Origin of the sequence: Streptomyces albicerus, assembly GCF_008905045.1 — a bacterium.
GTDB lineage: Bacteria > Actinomycetota > Actinomycetes > Streptomycetales > Streptomycetaceae > Streptomyces > Streptomyces albicerus.
The window spans coordinates 17884-34063 of record NZ_VWMY01000093.1 but is presented as its reverse complement, the minus strand read 5'-3'; the positions used below and the strand labels follow the sequence as shown (position 1 = coordinate 34063).

Sequence of the window (16180 nt, the reverse complement as noted above, 5' to 3'; positions counted from 1 at the left end):
CCCGCCTCCTTGCGGATATCTCATGCAACCGGCCTACCGCGCCAACTACCACTTGTCAGCCACGACATCACGCCAACAAGGTCAGTAGTTGGCATCAGCGCAGGTTGCGAACGTGGCCTAGTGTCAACTACCGATCCTGGTCACACATACCCGCCGCGTACACCCGGCTCTCCGGAACACCGGGCGCGGCCGTCGCCACCATGGCCTCGACCATGGCGTCACCGATCCTGGCCGAGTGCCGCAGTACGGCGATCTCCTCCTCGCCGAGCGGCATGACGAGTTGGCCGAAGGGGAGATCGACCGGCTCGAAGACGGCGTCGGGAAAGCGGGACAGGACGTTGTTCCAGAGGCCGTAGGGGATGATTCCCTCGGGATGCCACGGCATGTGGGAGCCGAGGCCGATAACGCCGATGACCGCCTCGGCCAGACTCAGCTCGTCGAGTGTTTCGATGATCGTGCCGGAATGACGGGTGCCGCGCAGGTGGTGCGGGGGGATCCACGGGGTGTCTCCGCGTCGGCGGGACTCCAGGTGGTCCATGACGAACATGGGCCCCGGCAGCAGGGAGACCGGCTCACCGGTCCTGGGGAAGACAACCGTCGTGCCGACCCGGCCGTTGGTGAACCAGGTGTCGTAGGCGACCGGCGCGGGGCCCGCGTCCTCGTGCTCGCCGAAGACCAGCAGCGCATCGAGGCCCTCGCGGGCCATGAAGTCCCTCGCCAGGTTCCATCGGCGGTCGCGCTCGATCGTGGAAAAGACCGGTATCCGTGCTTCGGTCATGTTCACTCTCTTCCTCGGGCCGTCGCGCCGACCCGGCAGGTCAGCGGGAACGGCGGATCCCCGCACCTAGCGTGGGATCGGCGTACATGACCAGCGTGAGGCGTCTCGGGGGGAACCAGGACCACCCTGTCCCCGGCTCCGCGGGGGCTGCCCTCGGCGCGTGGACGGTGTGACGGGTCACCGGGCTACCGGGTCACTGGGTCGCCTGGAAGTTCTGCGTCCCGATCGTCCGCAGCAGTGCGAGCTTCTCGCGTGCGTCGGTGCCCTCGGTCGGGAAGAACGCCAGAACCTTGGTGTCCGCCTCGGGCGAGAGCAGGACCTCGCAGGTCAGGTGCAGGACGCCGACCTCGGGGTGCAGGAACCTCTTCCGGTCGAAGCGGTGCACCGCCACCTCGTGGCGTTCCCACAGAGCACGGAACTCCTCGCTGCGCTCCAGCAGGCCGTGGACCAGGTCGGTGACGTCGGCATCACCCCCGCGCCGCGCGGAGGTCGCCCGCAGATCGCTGACGTGCGCGAGCGAATGCCGTGGCCAGTCCTCCTCCGGGAAGCAGGTGCGCAGGGCCGGCTCGGTGAACCACCGCCAAACGATGTTCGCCGAGTGATCGGCGTGGCGCCCAGCGGTCCACCCCAGGGTGATCTCGGCAACGATGTTCTGCCACAGCACCTCGCCCAGATCGCTGACGACAAATGCCGGGATGTCGCCGAGCCGGTCCAGCAGACTCATTACCCCGGGCCGCACGTACCCACCCGAGTAGCGGGCCGGGGCCGAGAATCCGGCCAGATGGTACAGGTGGTCACGCTCGTCGGGATCGCAGCGCAGCGCACGGGCCAGCGACGCCACGATGGTCTCGGAGGGGTTCGCGCCGCGGCACTGTTCCAGCCGGGCGTAGTAGTCCGTGGAGATGTTCGCCAGCTGGGCCACCTCGTCGCGCCGCAGACCCGGCGTACGCCGCCGCACACCCTCGAGCAGACCTATGTCGGCCGGGCGCAGCAGCTCCCGGCGACGGCGGAGGAAATCAGCAAAGCCAGGACGGTCGATCATGTCTCCAGTAGACCCCCGCCCCGCCCGTTCCGGATAGTCGCCAGCCGCGGACAGCTTGTCCCTGGCTGAGACACCACCCGGTCGGTGATCCTGACCTGGCCGGGTTCGCAGATCCGCCCGGGCAGTGAGAGCGGAGAGACGGCCGTGGTGCCCCGCCGGCCGGGGGCCACGGGGTCTTCGTCCTCCGAGCCTGCCACCCGCCCCGTCGAACACGCGGTGCCGGCATGGCATGCGGGTCTCTCACTCCGCAGGGACGGCGGCCCCGCGCCGGCTCCCGTCATCAACAACATCGAAAACCAGAAAACCAGGAGGAACGGCCATGACTTCGATCCTGATCACCGGCGGCCACTCGGGCATCGGTCTCGCCGCGGCGCGGGTGCTCGCCGCGCAGCACATCGACCTCGTCCTCGCGGGCCGCAGCGTGGAGCGCATGCGACCGGTCGCCGACGAGCTGAGCGCGCAGCACGGCGTGTCGGTGACGACGCTGACGCTCGACACCTCGTCGCTCGCCTCGGTCAGGGCGGCCGCCACGCGGTTCCGCACGATGCTCGACTCCGGTGAGGTCTCCGGGCTCGACGCGATCGTCTGCAATGCCGGCGGTCGCTTCGACGGCGACATCTCGTACAGCCCCGACGGGTACGAGACGACCTTCGCGACCAACTGCCTGGGCCACTTCCTCCTCGTCGAGCTGCTGTTCCCGAGCCTTTCCGAGAAGGGCCGCGTCGTCTACACCGCCAGCGGCACCCACGACCCGGACTCGATGGACGGCCGCCTGGTCGGTGCCGCCGTGGAGCCGGACGCCGTCGCGCTGGCCACCAATGGAAAGGGCGGCGGCAAGGCACTGCCTGTCGGCAAGCGCTACTCCACCTCGAAGCTGTGCACCGTGATGTACGCCTACGAGCTGGACCGCCGGCTTCGCAGGGCCCACAGTTCGGTGTCCTCGATCGCCTTCGATCCGGGATCCGTGCCCGAGACCGGATTCCTCCGCGACATGCCGAGGCCAGTGCAATGGGTTTCGAACACGGCGGCCATGAAGTGGGTCTCCAAGCGCATAGGCGTCATCACCTCGGACGCGGAGTTCTCAGGGGCTTCGCTGGCGGCACTCGCCGCCGACCCCGGCTATGCGCAGGCATCCGGCACGTACTTCCAGGCCCACGACAGGGCCCTTTCGGCCGTGCGCTCCGCGCGGCTCTCCTACGACGAACGGCGCGCGGCGCATCTGTGGGACGACTCCAAGCGCCTCGTCCACCTGACCGACGACGAAGAGCCGACGCAGCTCCGGTAGGCGGCTCCGCAACTCTGTCGCCTGTCGAGCGGATGGCGCCTGTAGCCGCCCCCCCCGAGGCTGCTATGTCGTGTCAAGCAGTTTGGTCGAGTTCGTCGGCGCTCGGGTGGCTCCTTCGTTCGAGCATCTTGAAGAGGTGGCGGCAGATGACGCGTTTGAGGCAGCGCTGTGCGTCGCGGGAGCTCTTGCCTTCGCTGGTGCGGCGGGCGACGTAGGTCTTGGTGGAAGGGTCGAGACGCATCCTGATCAGCGTGATCGTGTGGAGGGCTCGGTTGAGCTGGCCCAGATCCACGATCTCAGCACAGACCCGCCCACGAACCCCGATGGGTGTAGCTCTTCCTGAGTGAGATCGCCGGTCAGGCCAGTAGTTCGTAGTTTGATCGTCAGCCGAGGTAGTTCGCGCGCCCCTCGTCGTCGAGCTCGAAGGGGCCCTCGGGGATGATGCAGAACTCATTGCCCTCGGGGTCTGCCATCACCAGGAACCCACCACCGGTGTACTGGTCCAGCCTGCGCCCACCAAGCGTCTCGACCCGCTGCTGCTCGGCGGCGGGATCGGGAGAGGCGATGTCGAAGTGCATCCGGTTCTTGCCCAACTTGGGCTCGGCGGTTTACTGAAAGCCAAGCCCCAGATCGTTCTCCCGCCGCAGCCAGACGTAGGGGCCCATACGGCCCACGACCGGCCTGCCGAGCAATTCAGACCAGAACGCAGCGAGCCGCTCGGGTTCTGCGGCATCGACGATCAGGGCATTGATCTGCATAGGTGAGTCCGCCATGCCTCGATCCTCTCAAGCGGGCCCGGAGCCGCTCAGGAGCTGCTCTGGCGAGGGGAACTGGCACGTGCTTCACGTCCGACAGGGGCGGGACACCCGTTGCGGGTCATGGAGTTCAGGGTGCCTTGCGGTTCGTGGACGAATCCCGCGGTGTGGCCGGCGGGTTCGGTGCCGTGGTTTCCTCGGGCGCGGACGACTTCGGCATGTCCGGTGACGAGCCCCGCGGACCGCCGAGCGCCAGGACCGTCATCACCACCGCGGCCCCCGCCGCCACACCGAACCCGCCGTGCGCGCCGCCCGCGTCCACCACCCGCCCCGCGATCGCCGCGGCGCCCGCTATTCCTGCCGCGCTTGCGGAGTTGCCCCAGGTGAACGCCTGGGTGAGGACGGCGCGCGGGACCGCCGACTCCGTGAGGACGGAGGCCAGGATCAGCAGGACCGGCACGGCGAGTCCGGTCAGGGCGAGGGTGGCGCCGACCGCGAGGGGCGCGTCGAGGAAGGTCAGCGGGAGGCTCGCGAGGGTGAGGCAGGCGGCGGCTGCCGCCTGTCGGCGCCGGGGTGAGCCGCCGTGGCGCCATGCTCCGTAGACCCAACCACCCACCAGATTGGTGCAGTTGAAGGCGACATAGAGCAGCGCTGCCGCGTCCGGCGTGCCGCGTCCGACGGCGTACGCGGCGACGGACACCTGCATCGCGCCGAAGAACACCCCGAGCGCGAGGCCGAGCGCGACCTGCCGCAGGAACGCGGAGCGGAGCAGGGCGCGTCCGGCGTGCCGGCGTTCGGCGTGGCCGGTGAGGGGCGGCACGGTGCGGCGCTGGGCGGCGAGGGCGAGCCCGCCGCCGACGACGAGCGCGGCGGCGAGCAGCACCCCGGCTCCCGGGCGGCCCGCCGCACCGAGGACGCTCACCAGGGCCGGGCCGGCCATGTAGGACGCGCCGTTGGTGAGAGCCTCCAGGGCGAAGGCGGTGGGCAGCGCGGCAGCCCGTTCACCGGACAGCAGGGCGGACCAGCGAGCGGCGGACAGGGCACTGAGCTGGGGCAGCGTTGCCCCGACGAGCACTCCGGCGACGAGGTCCGGAACGGCGCCGGCGAGCAGCAGCGCCACGGCCCCGGCGTGTGCGCCCAGCGCGTAGGGAAGCACCCGCGTCTGCCCGAACCGGTCGACAAGGCGGCCGATCTGGGGCCCGGCGACGGCGTCCGCGACAGCGAACCCGCCGGTGACGAGACCCGCGGCGGCATACGACCCGGTTCGGGCGTGCACCAGCCAGACGATGCCGATCCCCGTCATGGCGATGCCCAGACGCCCGACAGCGGCGGGAAGAAAGAAGGCCGCGGCACCCGAAGTGCGCAGCAGGGTGCGGTAGTTCGCCGACGCCGAAGGCACGACGCATCCCTTTCGCCGCCCGGCGGGGCGCGCCACACGAGGTCGTCGGCGTCCGGATGTGCCGACCCGTGGCTGCGCCTGAAGCCGTCCAGTGGCGGCGTGGAGCGGGGACGCGCACCCCACGCCGACTTCGTCACCGGGCAGATGTCATGCGGTAGTTGATGACCTCCTTGAGCCTAGAGGAACGGCCCGCAGAAACGAACAAGGGAGGAGCGTCCCCGGCGCTGAGGCCGTCCTCACCCTCCGCGCCCTCGTCAGCAACGGCGACTTCCCCGAATACTGGATCTTCCACACCCAGAAGCAACGCGGACGGCTCTACCCCGCACTGACCAGCACAACTACGAACTCCTGGCCCGGCCAGCGATCTCACTCAGGAAGAGCTACACCCAACCCCGATGGCGACTGGTGGACCGTGGGCGGCAGCCCCGGCCAGGTCGCAGACGCCCTCGGTCGGCGCGCAGACGCGGGGATCGACTACCTGAGCGTATGCACCGAGGACCTGCACCTGTTGGAGTGGCTGGCCTCTCACGTCCTGCCCCAGTGCGAGGAGTGACCTGTGACCTCAGTCATCGTGCTCTGCGGAGGACTGGGCACCCGCATGGGGAAGGCCGCTGCGCACCGGCAGAAAACCATGTCCGAGGTGTGCGGAACGCCGCTGCTGGAACTGGTCCTCACCCAGGTCTGCGCCGCCGTCCCGGCCCCGGCACCCGTTGTCCTACTCACCGGCCACCGCGGCACGGACGTTGCGGCCGCTGTTCCCGACTGGCACACGCGCGTCGACGCCCGGATTCGGGCAGTTGCTGAGTTCGCGCCCGGGGCTGTGGGAGTGCTCCAGCTCGCCGAGCGCCTGCCCGCCCCCATCCTGATCATCGCCGGGAACGTCCTGCTGGACTACAGCCGGCTGTTGCCCCCCATGCTGCAGCAGTGGGCAACCGACGGACGGCCCGTCACGGCGGGCAAGGCAAACATCCTGCGGCAAGTCGAGGACAGCGACCCAGACGACCCCTTTGTGAGAGGGCTCCGAGATCGCTATAGCGAGATTGATGGAGAGCGCCAAACCGCTCTCGCTGCTGTCTCAGAGGGCGGTATGAGAGTGCATAGGAGTTTTGTCGTCACCTGAATGTGTGGCAGTGCGGCATCCCGGCCGGTCGGCGGCCATGGGCATGTTGGGCTGGTCTCCGTGAGCGAGCGCAAGTCCTACAAGACCGACCTGAGCGATGAGCAGTGGGCGCTGGTCGAGCCGGTGATCATCGCGTGGAAGGGTGCGCATCCCTCGGTCAGCGGCCATCAGGGCCGGTACGAGATGCGGGAGATCGTCAACGCGCTGCTCTACGAGGGCCGTTCAGGCTGTCAGTGGGACCTGCTCCCGCACGAATTCCCGCCGCCCGGCGCGGTGAAGTACTACTTCTACATCTGGCGCGACGACGGCACCGACCAGACCATTCACGACCTGCTGCGCTGGCAGGTGCGGGAGACGATGGGCCGGAAGGCGGACCCGAGTCTGGTGGTGCTCGATACGCAGAGCGTGCACGCGGCGGCCGGAGTGCCCGCTGGGTCGACGGGGCGTGATGCGGCAAAAAAAGTACCGGGCCGCAAGCGCGGCCTGGCCGTTGACGTTCTGGGACTGGTGATCGCGGTGGTCGTGGCGGCCGCGTCGGCGCACGAGAACGCCGTCGGGATCGCGCTGCTGGACAAGGTCGCCGCCGACACCGACGCCGTGGAGAAGGCCCTGGTCGACCAGGGCTTCAAGAATGCGGTCGTCGCGCACGGGCAGAAGGTGGGCATTGCGGTGGAGGTCGTGGAGCGCAACCCCGCACAGAGCGGGTTCGTTCCCCAGGCCAGGCGGTGGGTCGTGGAGCGCGCCTACGGGATCTTGATGTTGTCCCGCAGGCTGGTGCGCGACTACGAACACCGGCCCCGCAGTTCGGAGTCGCGGGTGTACTGGGCGATGACCGCGGTGATAGTGCGCCGGTTGACCGGGGCGACCACGCCGGCCTGGCGCACCGCATGAGCGGCGGGGAGCTGACGCTCGGGGCGGTGCTGGCCCGGCTGGAGGAGCGGGAAGGAGAGATCATCTCGCAGGCCGAGGCGGCGAGGGAACAGATCGCGCAGCTGACCACACAGCTCGGCGAACTCGACCGGGCCGCCGAGGAAGTCCGGATCACCCGCAAGACACTGCTGGAACTGCCCGACCCTCAACCATCCGCGGCGCTGGCACCGAAACTGCCGGACCATCCGGCCTACCAGCAGATCATGGCCGTTTTTACCGCGGCCCGCCATCCGCTGCGGGCGCGGCAGGTCTGCGAGGCGATGGACCTGACGGTCGCGCCCAACAACATCAACAACATCCGCTTGAAGCTCAAGCGGCTGACCGACCGCGGGATCCTGACCGAGACCGAGCAGGGCTTGTTCACCCAGCCCCGGCCATAGCCTTCCGGCGCAGCCGCGACCTGCCCGCTCACCCCGGACGAAATGAAGAATCGGGCATCAAGTCTCATACCGCCCTCTCATGCCTGCCACTTCGAAGCCAGGGCCGACTTCGAGGGCCACAGCACGTACAGATGCTGTTGGCGCCCCCGGTAGGGCACGTTCTCCACCGCGAAGTAGTCCCAGCCGGCCGGGATCAGCGGCTTGAGCACCAGCGTGTTGCCCGCCTGCGGCTTGATGCCCAGCAGGCCGGTGAGCACCAGGTCGTTGAAGCTGGAGTGGTTGTAATGCTCACTGAAGTTGAACCCATCGTAGATCCACTCGCCGGTGTCACCGTTGGCTGCCTCGGCGACGTAGGGCTTGCCGTCCTTGTGCTGGAGGTCGGCGAACTGCGCCAGCATCGTCTGGTAGTCGGCCTTGGTGACGAAGCTCTGCGAGGGATAGTCCTGGAGCAGGTTGGCGAGCCCCGTCAGGCTCTGGCTGGTCTGGTACGGCCAGCTCGGGCCGTTCCAGTGGCAGCAGTTGGCGTCGTCGCGCTTCTGCTCGGCGGGTATCGCCTGGTAGTTGAAGTACGGGTTCGCGGTGATCCGGTCGAGCTCGGTGAAACTGGTGTCCTTGGCGAACTTCAGGGTGTTGGCGCCGGCCTTCAGGGGGACCTGCACGGTGACGGCCTGCGACTCCGAGAACTTCTGCCAGGCCCCGGGGGGCGTAGCTGACGGTGATCGGGTTGGCGGTGTCGTCGTTGACGATGAGTTTGTGGGTCGACGTGCCGGTGGTGCCGTTGGCGTAGTGCACGGTCACCGGGTAGGTCCCGGCGCCGGGCGCGTCCACGGTGAAGGTGACGTGGCTGTCGTCGAAGTCGATCTTGCCGATGTACTGCCCGTTGGAAGCGGTCGACGAGCTGAAGAGGTCGGCGTGGTTGCGGGTGGCCTGCTCGGCCTCGAAGGCGTGCACCCGCTCCAGCGTCGTGGGCCCGAACGGCGCCTTGAACCGCTTCGCGTCCGTCAGGTACTTCCACGCCGACGAGTACTGCGCGTCGGGCAGGTTGAACGCCCAGGGGGCGAAGCCCATCGCCTCGCGCCAGGTCGTCCTGGTCTGCTTCAGGGTGCCGTTGGTGGTGTGCGTGTTGTAGACCTGCATGAAGAAGTTGCGCTGCGGGTCCCAGAGCGAGTTCTGCACGCCCGCCTTGAGCTGCGCGGCCTTGGCGTCGTACTCGTTCGCGGTCGCCGTGTCGCCGTGTCGCCGTTCATCGTGGCGATCTTGCTGATCGCCTGGGCGGCGCTGAACATGTACGCGTTGATCGTGGGCCGGTAACCGGCACCGCCGCTGAACCAGTTACTGCTCTTCATCGACGTCTCGGTGTACTCCGTGGCGTCGGAGATCGGGGTCTGGTGGTACAGGTCGTTGGTGGACTGCGTGCCGTTGACCGTGATGTCGTTGGTGAAGTTGGAGTCCCACTTCTTGTACAGCGCGATGAGGTGGGGGAGCGCGGACTTGATCTGGGCGGCGTCGCCGGTGACGAGGTAGCGCTGGTACGCGGCGCTCGTGATCCACTCACTGTAGTGCCGCGCGCCCGAGGTGCCCGCCCCGCGCAGCCAGAAGTCCAGGTAGTCGCCCGCGTAGTCGCGGTTGTGCAGCCGGCGTCCGTCCAGCAGGTGGTAGCCGGTGGCGTCCGGGAGCGCGGTGTACGGGTTCTTGGCATAGCCGATCGGCACGTCGTACTCGGTCGACACGTACCCGGTGCCCGGCACCGTGTAGCGGAGCGCGCGCTTGAAGGTGCTCCACCGGTAGTAGTAGACGTCGTCGATGTCGTTGTCGGGGGTGTCCAGGAACGGGATGTTGTCCTTGTACCACTTGCGTTCGTCGAGCTGGTTGGCGGCGAATGCCGTCGGCGTCGGTGAAGCGCAGTTGGGCACCGGGGTGCGGCCGTTCCTTGCGCACGATCAGCCGCAGGCCCTTCGGCCAGCCCGTCAGGCAGTCGCCGGCGAGTTCGGCCACCCAGGCGCCGTCGCGGATGTCGCCGTCGGGTTCAACGGCCGGCGTCCAGGCCGAGGCCGGGACCTTCAGGACGGCCTGGTGGACGGCGTCGGTGATGGTCATCCCGACCGAGTACGACAGCCACCGCCCACGCCGGGCGAGCCAGGCCACGAATTCGTGGGTGCCGCCGCCGGAGTCGGTACGGATCAGCGTCTGGCGCCCCCGCCGGAGCCGTTTCGGCAGCTGGGCCAGGGCCAGTTTCGTGGCTTCGATGTGGTCGGCGGTGGTGTTGGAGCCGGCGTTGCCGGGCCGCAGCAGGCCCACGACCGGCTCGCCGGACCCGCCGCGGCCGTGGTCGACAAACCCCATCAGCGGATGGTGCCCGAAGGTCTTCTTCCAGGTGGCGGCGGCGTCCTGCTTCTCGGAGTGCGCCAGGACGAGGATCCCGTCGAGGTCCACGATCACCTGTCCGTCCGGGTCCGGCGCGGCGTTCCCGGCCAACCGCCAGATGTGTTCACGTACTTCGATACGGGCGGTGCGCAGCGCGGCCAGGACCCGCTTGCCGCCCGAGGTCAGCTGTCCGACCACGCGAGAGACCGTCGGGTCGGAGGCCACCGGCCCGAACACGGCCGGCTCAGCCCGCAACAGGGCCACGTCGGCCAGGCAGTCCCCGCCCAGCGCGACGGCAAGCGCCACATCGAGCAGGATCTTTCCCGGATCGTGCACCGCCCGCGGCTTGCGCCACGGCTCAAGCACCGCCGACATCGCCGCATCCAGACCGGTCTTGCGGGCCGTCTCGACCAGCAGCACCGCGCCGGCCTGCGAAACCACTCCGCGACCACCGCCCTCGGCGCGGACACGCGGATAGAACCCGATACGCTTCTTCACCTGGAAGGTGCCTCCCGCGGCGTGTTACCGCAGGTGGCGGGGGTTGGGGAGCGAGTCTGTAAGGGCTCTGGCTCTGTGAACTCTGCCCCGATTTGGGTGGTTGTCCGGCGAAAGCCCCACGCGGCAACGGAGTTCCCCATAGACAGGAGATCGACCAAGATCCTTCTGTCGCACGAGGAACTCCGTTGGATGCTCAGTGTCGCACCCTGCCCGCAACAACCAGGCAGCATGACCGGATACGGCGACGGACCGGCCGTAAGCGGTATCTGTCGGCTTGGAGGCGACGGGCCAGGGCGCCGGTGTCGGTGCTGTCCCGAGCTGTCCTCCCGGCGGTGGTGGAAGGGACGGCCGCGTCAGCGCCGCTGGAAGGCGCGGTTCAGGACGTCGAGGGTGACCGCCAGCCCGAGCCGGTGCCCGTGCTCGGAGGCGAAGCGGTAATGCACGCCGGCCCAGATTCGCGCCTCCAGGAGTTCGGCTGTCGCCGCCTGAAGGCTGTCGTAGTGGCGGGTCGTGCCGGAGGCGGGGCTGTACGCGGCGAACGTGAGGTCGTCACGGCCGAAGAACGACCCCAGGGCCGTCATGACCGCCGTGGTGAAGCAGGCGTGGCCCGACGGGTACTCCGGCGACGGGGCGGTGACCCGCAGCGGCGTCCAGTCCGGGTCGGGATCGGTGGCCGCGTTGCCGTCGGTGCCGGCGAGCGGAATGGCCGTCACTGGGCGCCAGAAGTTCCAGTGCGCCTTGGCCTTGTAGCAGGCGATCAGGGTGTCGGCGGAGGCCACGTACACCATGGCGAGCAGCCGGGCCGTCCGGAGGCTGCTGAGGCGGTGCGCGCCGGCGAGTTGCCGGGTGATCGACCATTCGACCATCCGGGGGTCGTCCCACCAGATCGCCGCCTCGGTCTGGTCCTCGGTGCGGACGGTGCTGGTGGCCGCGCCGAGGCTCTTGACCTCGTTCAGGTCGCGGGCCCAGGCGGCGCCGGTCAGGGCCGGCGGGGGCTTGACCCGGTAGGCGCCGGCGTCGGGGACGACGAACGGCTTCAGGTTCGGCACCCAGGCGCCGACGTTGACGTAGCCGGGCGGGGTGAGCCGGTATTCGCCCGGCTCGGTGCCGACGGTCCACGGCGCGGTGGGGTCGAAGCCGTCGTCGCGGCGGCTCTCGGTCATCGCCGCGGCGGCGGCCCTGCCGACAGCCACCCCGCCGTCCTCGGCGCGGCCGTCGGGGATCGCGGCCAGCGCCTCGTCGTACCGGGCGTTCAGCGACTCGGCCTGCCCGGGGAAGAGCCACAGCAGCGTGTCGTGGGCGGCCGCGGCCACCGCCGCGGCGGTGGAGTCTCCGGGGCGGCTGCGGGGCGCGCTGGCCAGGGGCTCGTACGGACGGCCGGCGACGGCGTTGACCGCGTCGTACACGGCGCCCTGCACGATGGCGAAGCTGCGGGTGCTGGTGGTGGGCGACTGCTTGGCGGTGTCGTAGATGGCGGTCTGGGCGTGGATGTTCCAGGCGATGACGGGATTGCCCGGGGCGGCCTCCACGCCGCTGTGTGCCTCGGCGGTGGTGGCCGTCAGTGGGACGGTCAGGGCGAGTACGGTGAGGACCGCGATACGGCGTAACCCTCTGAATGATCCGGCGAGCTGGCGTTGTGTCACGAGACCCCCCATGGGCTTGTCGGTGACAGATTGTCCGAGCCTATTAGGCAGGGGTCAGTTTTGTCGTTACATCGACAATCATCGACAATCCGACGGCGTTCACACCCGGATGTCCGTCACCTCGGCGACGAATGCGCGGGCTCCGGCCGGGAGCACTCGGCCGGAGGGCCCTCCGGGCCGGCCGGTCGGCCGTGGTGGCGAGGTCGGTCGCCGGGACGGAGGGCACGGGCAGGAAGTCCGGGCGCCTCTGGGCGCGGTCGGCGCGAAGCGAAGGCGGAGAGCAGGGGGGCATGCGCAGACGCAGAACGGCTGACTCGGCGCCTGCCACGACGACGGACAGCACGTCGCTGCCGGCAGCATGCGCCAGGAAGGGGCCAGGTTCCACCGATCCATCCAGCCGTCTTGTACGCCGCCCGGTCGGCGGTGTCGCAGCCGTTCGGCAGTTCGACCGCCGGCAAGGAGTCGGCGGCTGGGCGCCGGAGGTGGTGGCCGCGTTGGCCGTGGGGCCGGCCGAGCGGCCCGACCTCCGGCACGCGCGCATTTCCTTCTGGCTGTACTCCGGCGTCGACCCGGCGGAGTGTGCTCGCCGGGCGGGACAGAGCGTCGAGGTTCTCTTCCGGCACCATGCGAAGTTCCTGGGCGGTGTGAGGTAACACGCCAACCGGCTGATCGACCAGTCGCTGAAGGAGTGGAACCGGGGGTCCCGGAGCAGGGTGCCGCGGCGAAGGTGATCTTGGGAGCGAAGTCGAACTTGGCCCGGCCCTTGTCCGGAACGGCTGGTCGAGGCTGGAATTCCGGCGGAACGAATCGGGAGTAGTCACTCATTCCGTCTTGACGTCAGGGCTCGTCGCGCGAGGGTGCCTGGCCTGCGTTTCCACAGGTCAGGCCGATGTCGGTTACTTAGCGTGTTACCGCAGGCTGCGGTGGGTGTTTGGTGATTGTGAGTATGTATCGGACGTTGGCATCGGTGTAGCTGATGTCCCGCTTCCTGGCTTCGAAGGTGTGTGATCTGTTTCTTGGCCCTGTCGCAGCGGCGGTGCCTGCGGTTGGGCAGGAGGGCAGCCAGCAGCTCTGCCGTCACTTCGCGGCAGGCTTCGAGCGTGGCTCGTCGCGTCCGGCCTGCCGAACGACGGTGAGTCGTGCGACCTGGATGCTGACGGTGAGTCGTGCGACCTGGATGCTGACGGAGAAGGACAGTCGGTCAGTGTCGATGCCGGCGCCGTGAGCCGTGCGTGCTTCCACTGCGCAGATCGCCTGGTAGACCGTGAGCAGGGCGTAGATCTCCTGCTGGACGAGGTCGGGGATTTGTGAGCGCAGGACGAATCCGGCTCCACGCAGACGGTTCTTGAGTTCGGCGTAGCTGTTCTCGATCTCCCATCGCTCGTGGTAGACGGCCGCAAGGCCCTCTGCGGGCGCCTGACGGTGGTCAAGCAGGCTGGTGACCAGGCGGAACGACTCGGTGCGTGGGCCGGTCCGTGCGGAGTGGACCGTGACCGTGTAGTCGATGATCCTCAGCAGGTGGCCGTCGGGCTGTCCGGGAAGGGCGCGGCCCTCGGCGCGGGCGTGTCCGTGCCGGAGGTTCTCCTGCGGCGTGCGCATGATGGACAGGTAGGAGCCGTCGGGCAGGACGCGCACCGGCGGGAAGACCAGATTCTTCTTGATCCTCCAGGCCAAGTGGGCTCCGGTGGCGCGGGCCAGGCCCCCCCATAGTTCGTACCCGGCGAAGTTCCGGTCGGCCAGTAGCAGAGTGCCCTCGGTGAGGGAGGCCAGCAAGCGGCGGGCGAGTTTGTGTTCGCTGAAGCGGTCCACGGAGTCGAAGACCGCGTCGACCAGAGCGTGGGTCCCGCACTCGATCAGTGCCATGAACCGCAGTTGAGGGTTCCAGCTCTGGTTGACGCCCGTGCGGCCCGAGTATCCGAACTCAGCGCTGTTCCCTGGCGAGTTGGGGACGTCCAGGACGGTTCCGTCCCAGGCTGTCAGCCGCAGACCGAAGGCGAAGGCGCCCCGGTCGGCGTCCCTGGCCAGGTGGCCGCACTGCCCCTCGAACAGCAACTGCAGCGCTTTGGACCCAAGGCGTTGTCGGGCCCGGGTCAGCGCGGCGCTGGTGGGAAGCTTCTGCATCCCCCAGCCCGGCAGGTGCCGCAACTGCTCCGTAAGCATTCGCAGTACGGCCCGGTAACCCGGAGGTCCGGCACTGTCCGCGCTGTTGAACAGGCACAGCGCGCTAGAGCCCTTACAGACTCGCTCCCCAACCCCCGCCACCTGCGGTAACACGCTAAGTAGCCGGCATTGCTGGTCAGAGGCACTTTCTACGTTCGTGATCACCAGATGGACAGCCCACCTCGGAAAGCGCGAGGTTAGGAAACGCCCTTGCGCAACGACGCGAGGAGGCGGGCGAGGTCCCCGCGTGCCGTGTACGTACGGATCGGGTCGATGTAGTCGCGTGACTCGATGATCTGACCGTCCCGGACACGCATGACGAAGACGCAGGGCACCTTGGACCTGGAGTCGTCCGGCAACGTGAACTCGTAGGCGAACTCGGCGACGATCACTTCAGGATCGGCGGTCTCGTGGACGACGACATCGACGACACTCCTCTTCGGCAAGGACTCCCGAACTTCCGGCGGCACCGTGAAGTGCTCCCGGAGCGCACGCCGACTCGTCAACGGCTCGGACTCCGGCGTCGCCATCGGATGCCGGACATCGGTAACCTCGCCGTACAGGTCAGGCAACTCGCTTGAGTTCCCGTCGGCGACCCCATGAACAAGCCGGAGAAACACCTCACGCGGACTCAGACTCACAAGACCCCCCAAGTAATACGCACAGGCAGCTATCGATCGTTAGGGCCTGATGCGGGCCGGTGTTGCGGACTGTCTCGACCAGCAGCACCTCACCCGTCTGATCCCACGGCCGTCGCGCTGGACGCGGAGATGCAGATACAGGTCAGCACTCTTCATCTGAGAAGTGCGCTTCCGCAGCAACGGCCAGGACCCTCCACAGGTCTCATCTGTGCAGGTCAGGAGCGCTCCTCGCATCTCTGATCAAGCGGTAGACGGCACTGCTCGTGAAAGCCCGAGGTTAACCCGACCGGCCGTCAGTTCTTCTTCAGCTCCTCGGCGAGCATCACAAGGATGCCGCTGGGACCGCGGAGGTACGTGAGCTTGTAGACGTCCTCATAGGTCGCCACACCGCGAAGCGGATGGCATCCGTGCTTTGCGGCTGTCTCAAGGGCTTTGTCGATGTCGTCGACTGAGAAGGCGACGCGATGCATGCCAATCTCGTTGGGACGAGTGGGCTCCGACTCGATCGCTTCGGGGTGGATGTACTCGAAGAGCTCAAGGCGACCGTGACCGTCTGGCGTCTGGAGCATCGCAATGTTGGCGTGATTGCCATCAAGGCCGACGGCGGTGTCGGTCCACTCACCACTGACCGTGTCACGGCCGACGACCGTGAGGCCGAGGTCGGTGAAAAAGGCGATCGTTGCTTCGAGGTCGCGAACGGCGATGCCGACGTTCTCAAGTTTGATGGCCATGCGTTGCATGCTACCGAGCGGGGCCGATCGGGTGCTTCGGGCAAGGACGCAGCCGAGTACCAGGGCACCGTCGAGGCCGACCGTGACCTGTCCACCGGCGTCCGGAGCGTGTTTGCCCGGCGGTAAGGACGTCGATCAGGCGGGAGACCGTCGGGTCGGAGGCGACCGGGCCGAAGACGGCCGGCTCGCACCGCAGCATCGCGACATCTGCGAGGCAGTCACCGCCGAGCGCGACCGTCAGGGCGACGTCCAGGAGGACCTTGTCTTGCGGACCGTCTCGACCAGCAGTACCGCACCGGCTTGCGAAACCACTGCGCGACCGCCGCCCTCGACGCGGACACGTCGGGTAGGACCCGATACGCTTCTTCATCTGGAAAGTGCCTCCGACAGTGGCGGGAAAAAGGACCTCAGCAATCCTCATTCTCGCTGGTCAGAAGCACTTTCTGCTTTCTTG

The 16180-nt window shown here is 68.3% G+C and carries 14 protein-coding genes and 4 pseudogenes; 4 read left to right on the top strand and 14 right to left on the bottom strand.

Annotated features, from left to right (window positions below; translation table 11 throughout):
- Positions 1-127: 127 nt before the first annotated feature.
- On the bottom strand, positions 128-778 hold the full coding sequence (locus GAS53_RS48200) for a hypothetical protein (RefSeq protein ID WP_151484129.1): 651 nt from the start codon (positions 776-778) through the stop codon (positions 128-130).
- A gap of 193 nt (positions 779-971) precedes the next feature.
- On the bottom strand, positions 972-1820 hold the full coding sequence (locus tag GAS53_RS48195; protein WP_151484128.1) for a helix-turn-helix transcriptional regulator: 849 nt from the start codon (positions 1818-1820) through the stop codon (positions 972-974).
- Between the two features lie 319 nt (positions 1821-2139).
- On the opposite strand from GAS53_RS48195, the gene GAS53_RS48190 reads away from it, so the two are divergent.
- Positions 2140-3105, top strand: a complete 966-nt coding sequence (locus GAS53_RS48190; protein WP_192583616.1) for an SDR family NAD(P)-dependent oxidoreductase — start codon at positions 2140-2142, stop codon at positions 3103-3105.
- 73 nt (positions 3106-3178) lie between these two features.
- Here GAS53_RS48190 and GAS53_RS48185 read toward each other — a convergent pair whose 3' ends face one another.
- The 3 genes and pseudogenes from GAS53_RS48185 to GAS53_RS48175 all read right to left on the bottom strand — a co-directional run bounded on the left by GAS53_RS48185 (position 3179) and on the right by GAS53_RS48175 (position 5259).
- A complete protein-coding gene (locus GAS53_RS48185) occupies positions 3179-3397 on the bottom strand; it encodes a hypothetical protein (protein WP_225859577.1) in 219 nt (72 codons plus the stop codon).
- Positions 3398-3488: 91 nt separating this feature from the next.
- Positions 3489-3878: pseudogene (locus GAS53_RS48180) on the bottom strand (VOC family protein).
- A gap of 112 nt (positions 3879-3990) precedes the next feature.
- Positions 3991-5259, bottom strand: a complete 1269-nt coding sequence (locus GAS53_RS48175; RefSeq protein WP_225859576.1) for an MFS transporter — start codon at positions 5257-5259, stop codon at positions 3991-3993.
- Positions 5260-5815: 556 nt separating this feature from the next.
- Between GAS53_RS48175 and GAS53_RS48170 the strand changes: the two genes are divergently transcribed.
- Genes GAS53_RS48170 through GAS53_RS48160 form a run of 3 tightly spaced genes read left to right on the top strand, consistent with a single transcriptional unit; the run spans position 5816 to position 7689 of the window.
- Positions 5816-6379: an NTP transferase domain-containing protein gene (locus GAS53_RS48170; RefSeq protein ID WP_151484126.1), complete on the top strand. Its 564-nt coding sequence runs from the start codon at positions 5816-5818 to the stop codon at positions 6377-6379.
- Positions 6380-6439: 60 nt separating this feature from the next.
- Entirely contained in the window at positions 6440-7270 is an 831-nt protein-coding gene (locus GAS53_RS48165; protein ID WP_151484125.1) for an IS5 family transposase, read from the top strand.
- Positions 7267-7689 carry a hypothetical protein gene (locus GAS53_RS48160; RefSeq protein WP_151484124.1) on the top strand — a complete coding sequence of 141 codons (423 nt, stop codon included), beginning with the start codon at positions 7267-7269 and terminating at the stop codon, positions 7687-7689. Before GAS53_RS48165 ends, GAS53_RS48160 begins: the two co-directional genes overlap by 4 nt.
- Before the next feature lie 77 nt (positions 7690-7766).
- On the opposite strand, the gene GAS53_RS58650 is transcribed toward GAS53_RS48160, so the two are convergent.
- From GAS53_RS58650 to GAS53_RS48120, 9 genes and pseudogenes are all read right to left on the bottom strand, one after another.
- Positions 7767-8348 (bottom strand): MGH1-like glycoside hydrolase domain-containing protein, encoded by a 582-nt coding sequence (locus tag GAS53_RS58650; protein ID WP_225859581.1) that lies wholly within the window; start codon positions 8346-8348, stop codon positions 7767-7769.
- A 178-nt stretch (positions 8349-8526) separates the two neighbouring features.
- Positions 8527-8868: pseudogene (locus tag GAS53_RS58645) on the bottom strand (MGH1-like glycoside hydrolase domain-containing protein); the annotation flags it as partial.
- Positions 8787-9401 (bottom strand): MGH1-like glycoside hydrolase domain-containing protein, encoded by a 615-nt coding sequence (locus tag GAS53_RS57260; RefSeq protein ID WP_404829423.1) that lies wholly within the window; start codon positions 9399-9401, stop codon positions 8787-8789. The gene GAS53_RS57260 and the pseudogene GAS53_RS58645, both read right to left, overlap by 82 nt.
- A 163-nt stretch (positions 9402-9564) precedes the next feature.
- Positions 9565-10551: pseudogene (locus GAS53_RS48150) on the bottom strand (IS1380 family transposase); the annotation flags it as partial.
- A gap of 353 nt (positions 10552-10904) precedes the next feature.
- Positions 10905-12194, bottom strand: a complete 1290-nt coding sequence (locus tag GAS53_RS48145; protein WP_225859575.1) for a vanadium-dependent haloperoxidase — start codon at positions 12192-12194, stop codon at positions 10905-10907.
- 1077 nt (positions 12195-13271) lie between these two features.
- The gene (locus GAS53_RS48135; RefSeq protein WP_225859574.1) at positions 13272-14456 is read right to left on the bottom strand and encodes an IS4 family transposase; all 1185 of its coding nucleotides are present in this window, start codon (positions 14454-14456) and stop codon (positions 13272-13274) included.
- Positions 14457-14551: 95 nt separating this feature from the next.
- Entirely contained in the window at positions 14552-14974 is a 423-nt protein-coding gene (locus GAS53_RS48130) for a nuclear transport factor 2 family protein (RefSeq protein WP_225859578.1), read from the bottom strand.
- A 314-nt stretch (positions 14975-15288) separates the two neighbouring features.
- A complete protein-coding gene (locus GAS53_RS48125) occupies positions 15289-15726 on the bottom strand; it encodes a VOC family protein (RefSeq protein ID WP_151484130.1) in 438 nt (145 codons plus the stop codon).
- Positions 15727-15780: 54 nt separating this feature from the next.
- Positions 15781-16096: pseudogene (locus GAS53_RS48120) on the bottom strand (IS1380 family transposase); the annotation flags it as partial.
- Positions 16097-16180: the final 84 nt, after the last annotated feature.

Bases quoted from the DNA above. Each gene is read 5' to 3' on its own strand.
- GAS53_RS48125 (WP_151484130.1), bottom strand. From the start codon at position 15,726: ATGGCCATCAAACTTGAGAACGTCGGCATCGCCGTTCGCGACCTCGAA.
- GAS53_RS48200 (WP_151484129.1), bottom strand. From the start codon at position 778: ATGACCGAAGCACGGATACCGGTCTTTTCCACGATCGAGCGCGACCGC.
- GAS53_RS48195 (WP_151484128.1), bottom strand. From the start codon at position 1,820: ATGATCGACCGTCCTGGCTTTGCTGATTTCCTCCGCCGTCGCCGGGAG.
- GAS53_RS48160 (WP_151484124.1), top strand. From the start codon at position 7,267: ATGAGCGGCGGGGAGCTGACGCTCGGGGCGGTGCTGGCCCGGCTGGAG.
- GAS53_RS48190 (WP_192583616.1), top strand. From the start codon at position 2,140: ATGACTTCGATCCTGATCACCGGCGGCCACTCGGGCATCGGTCTCGCC.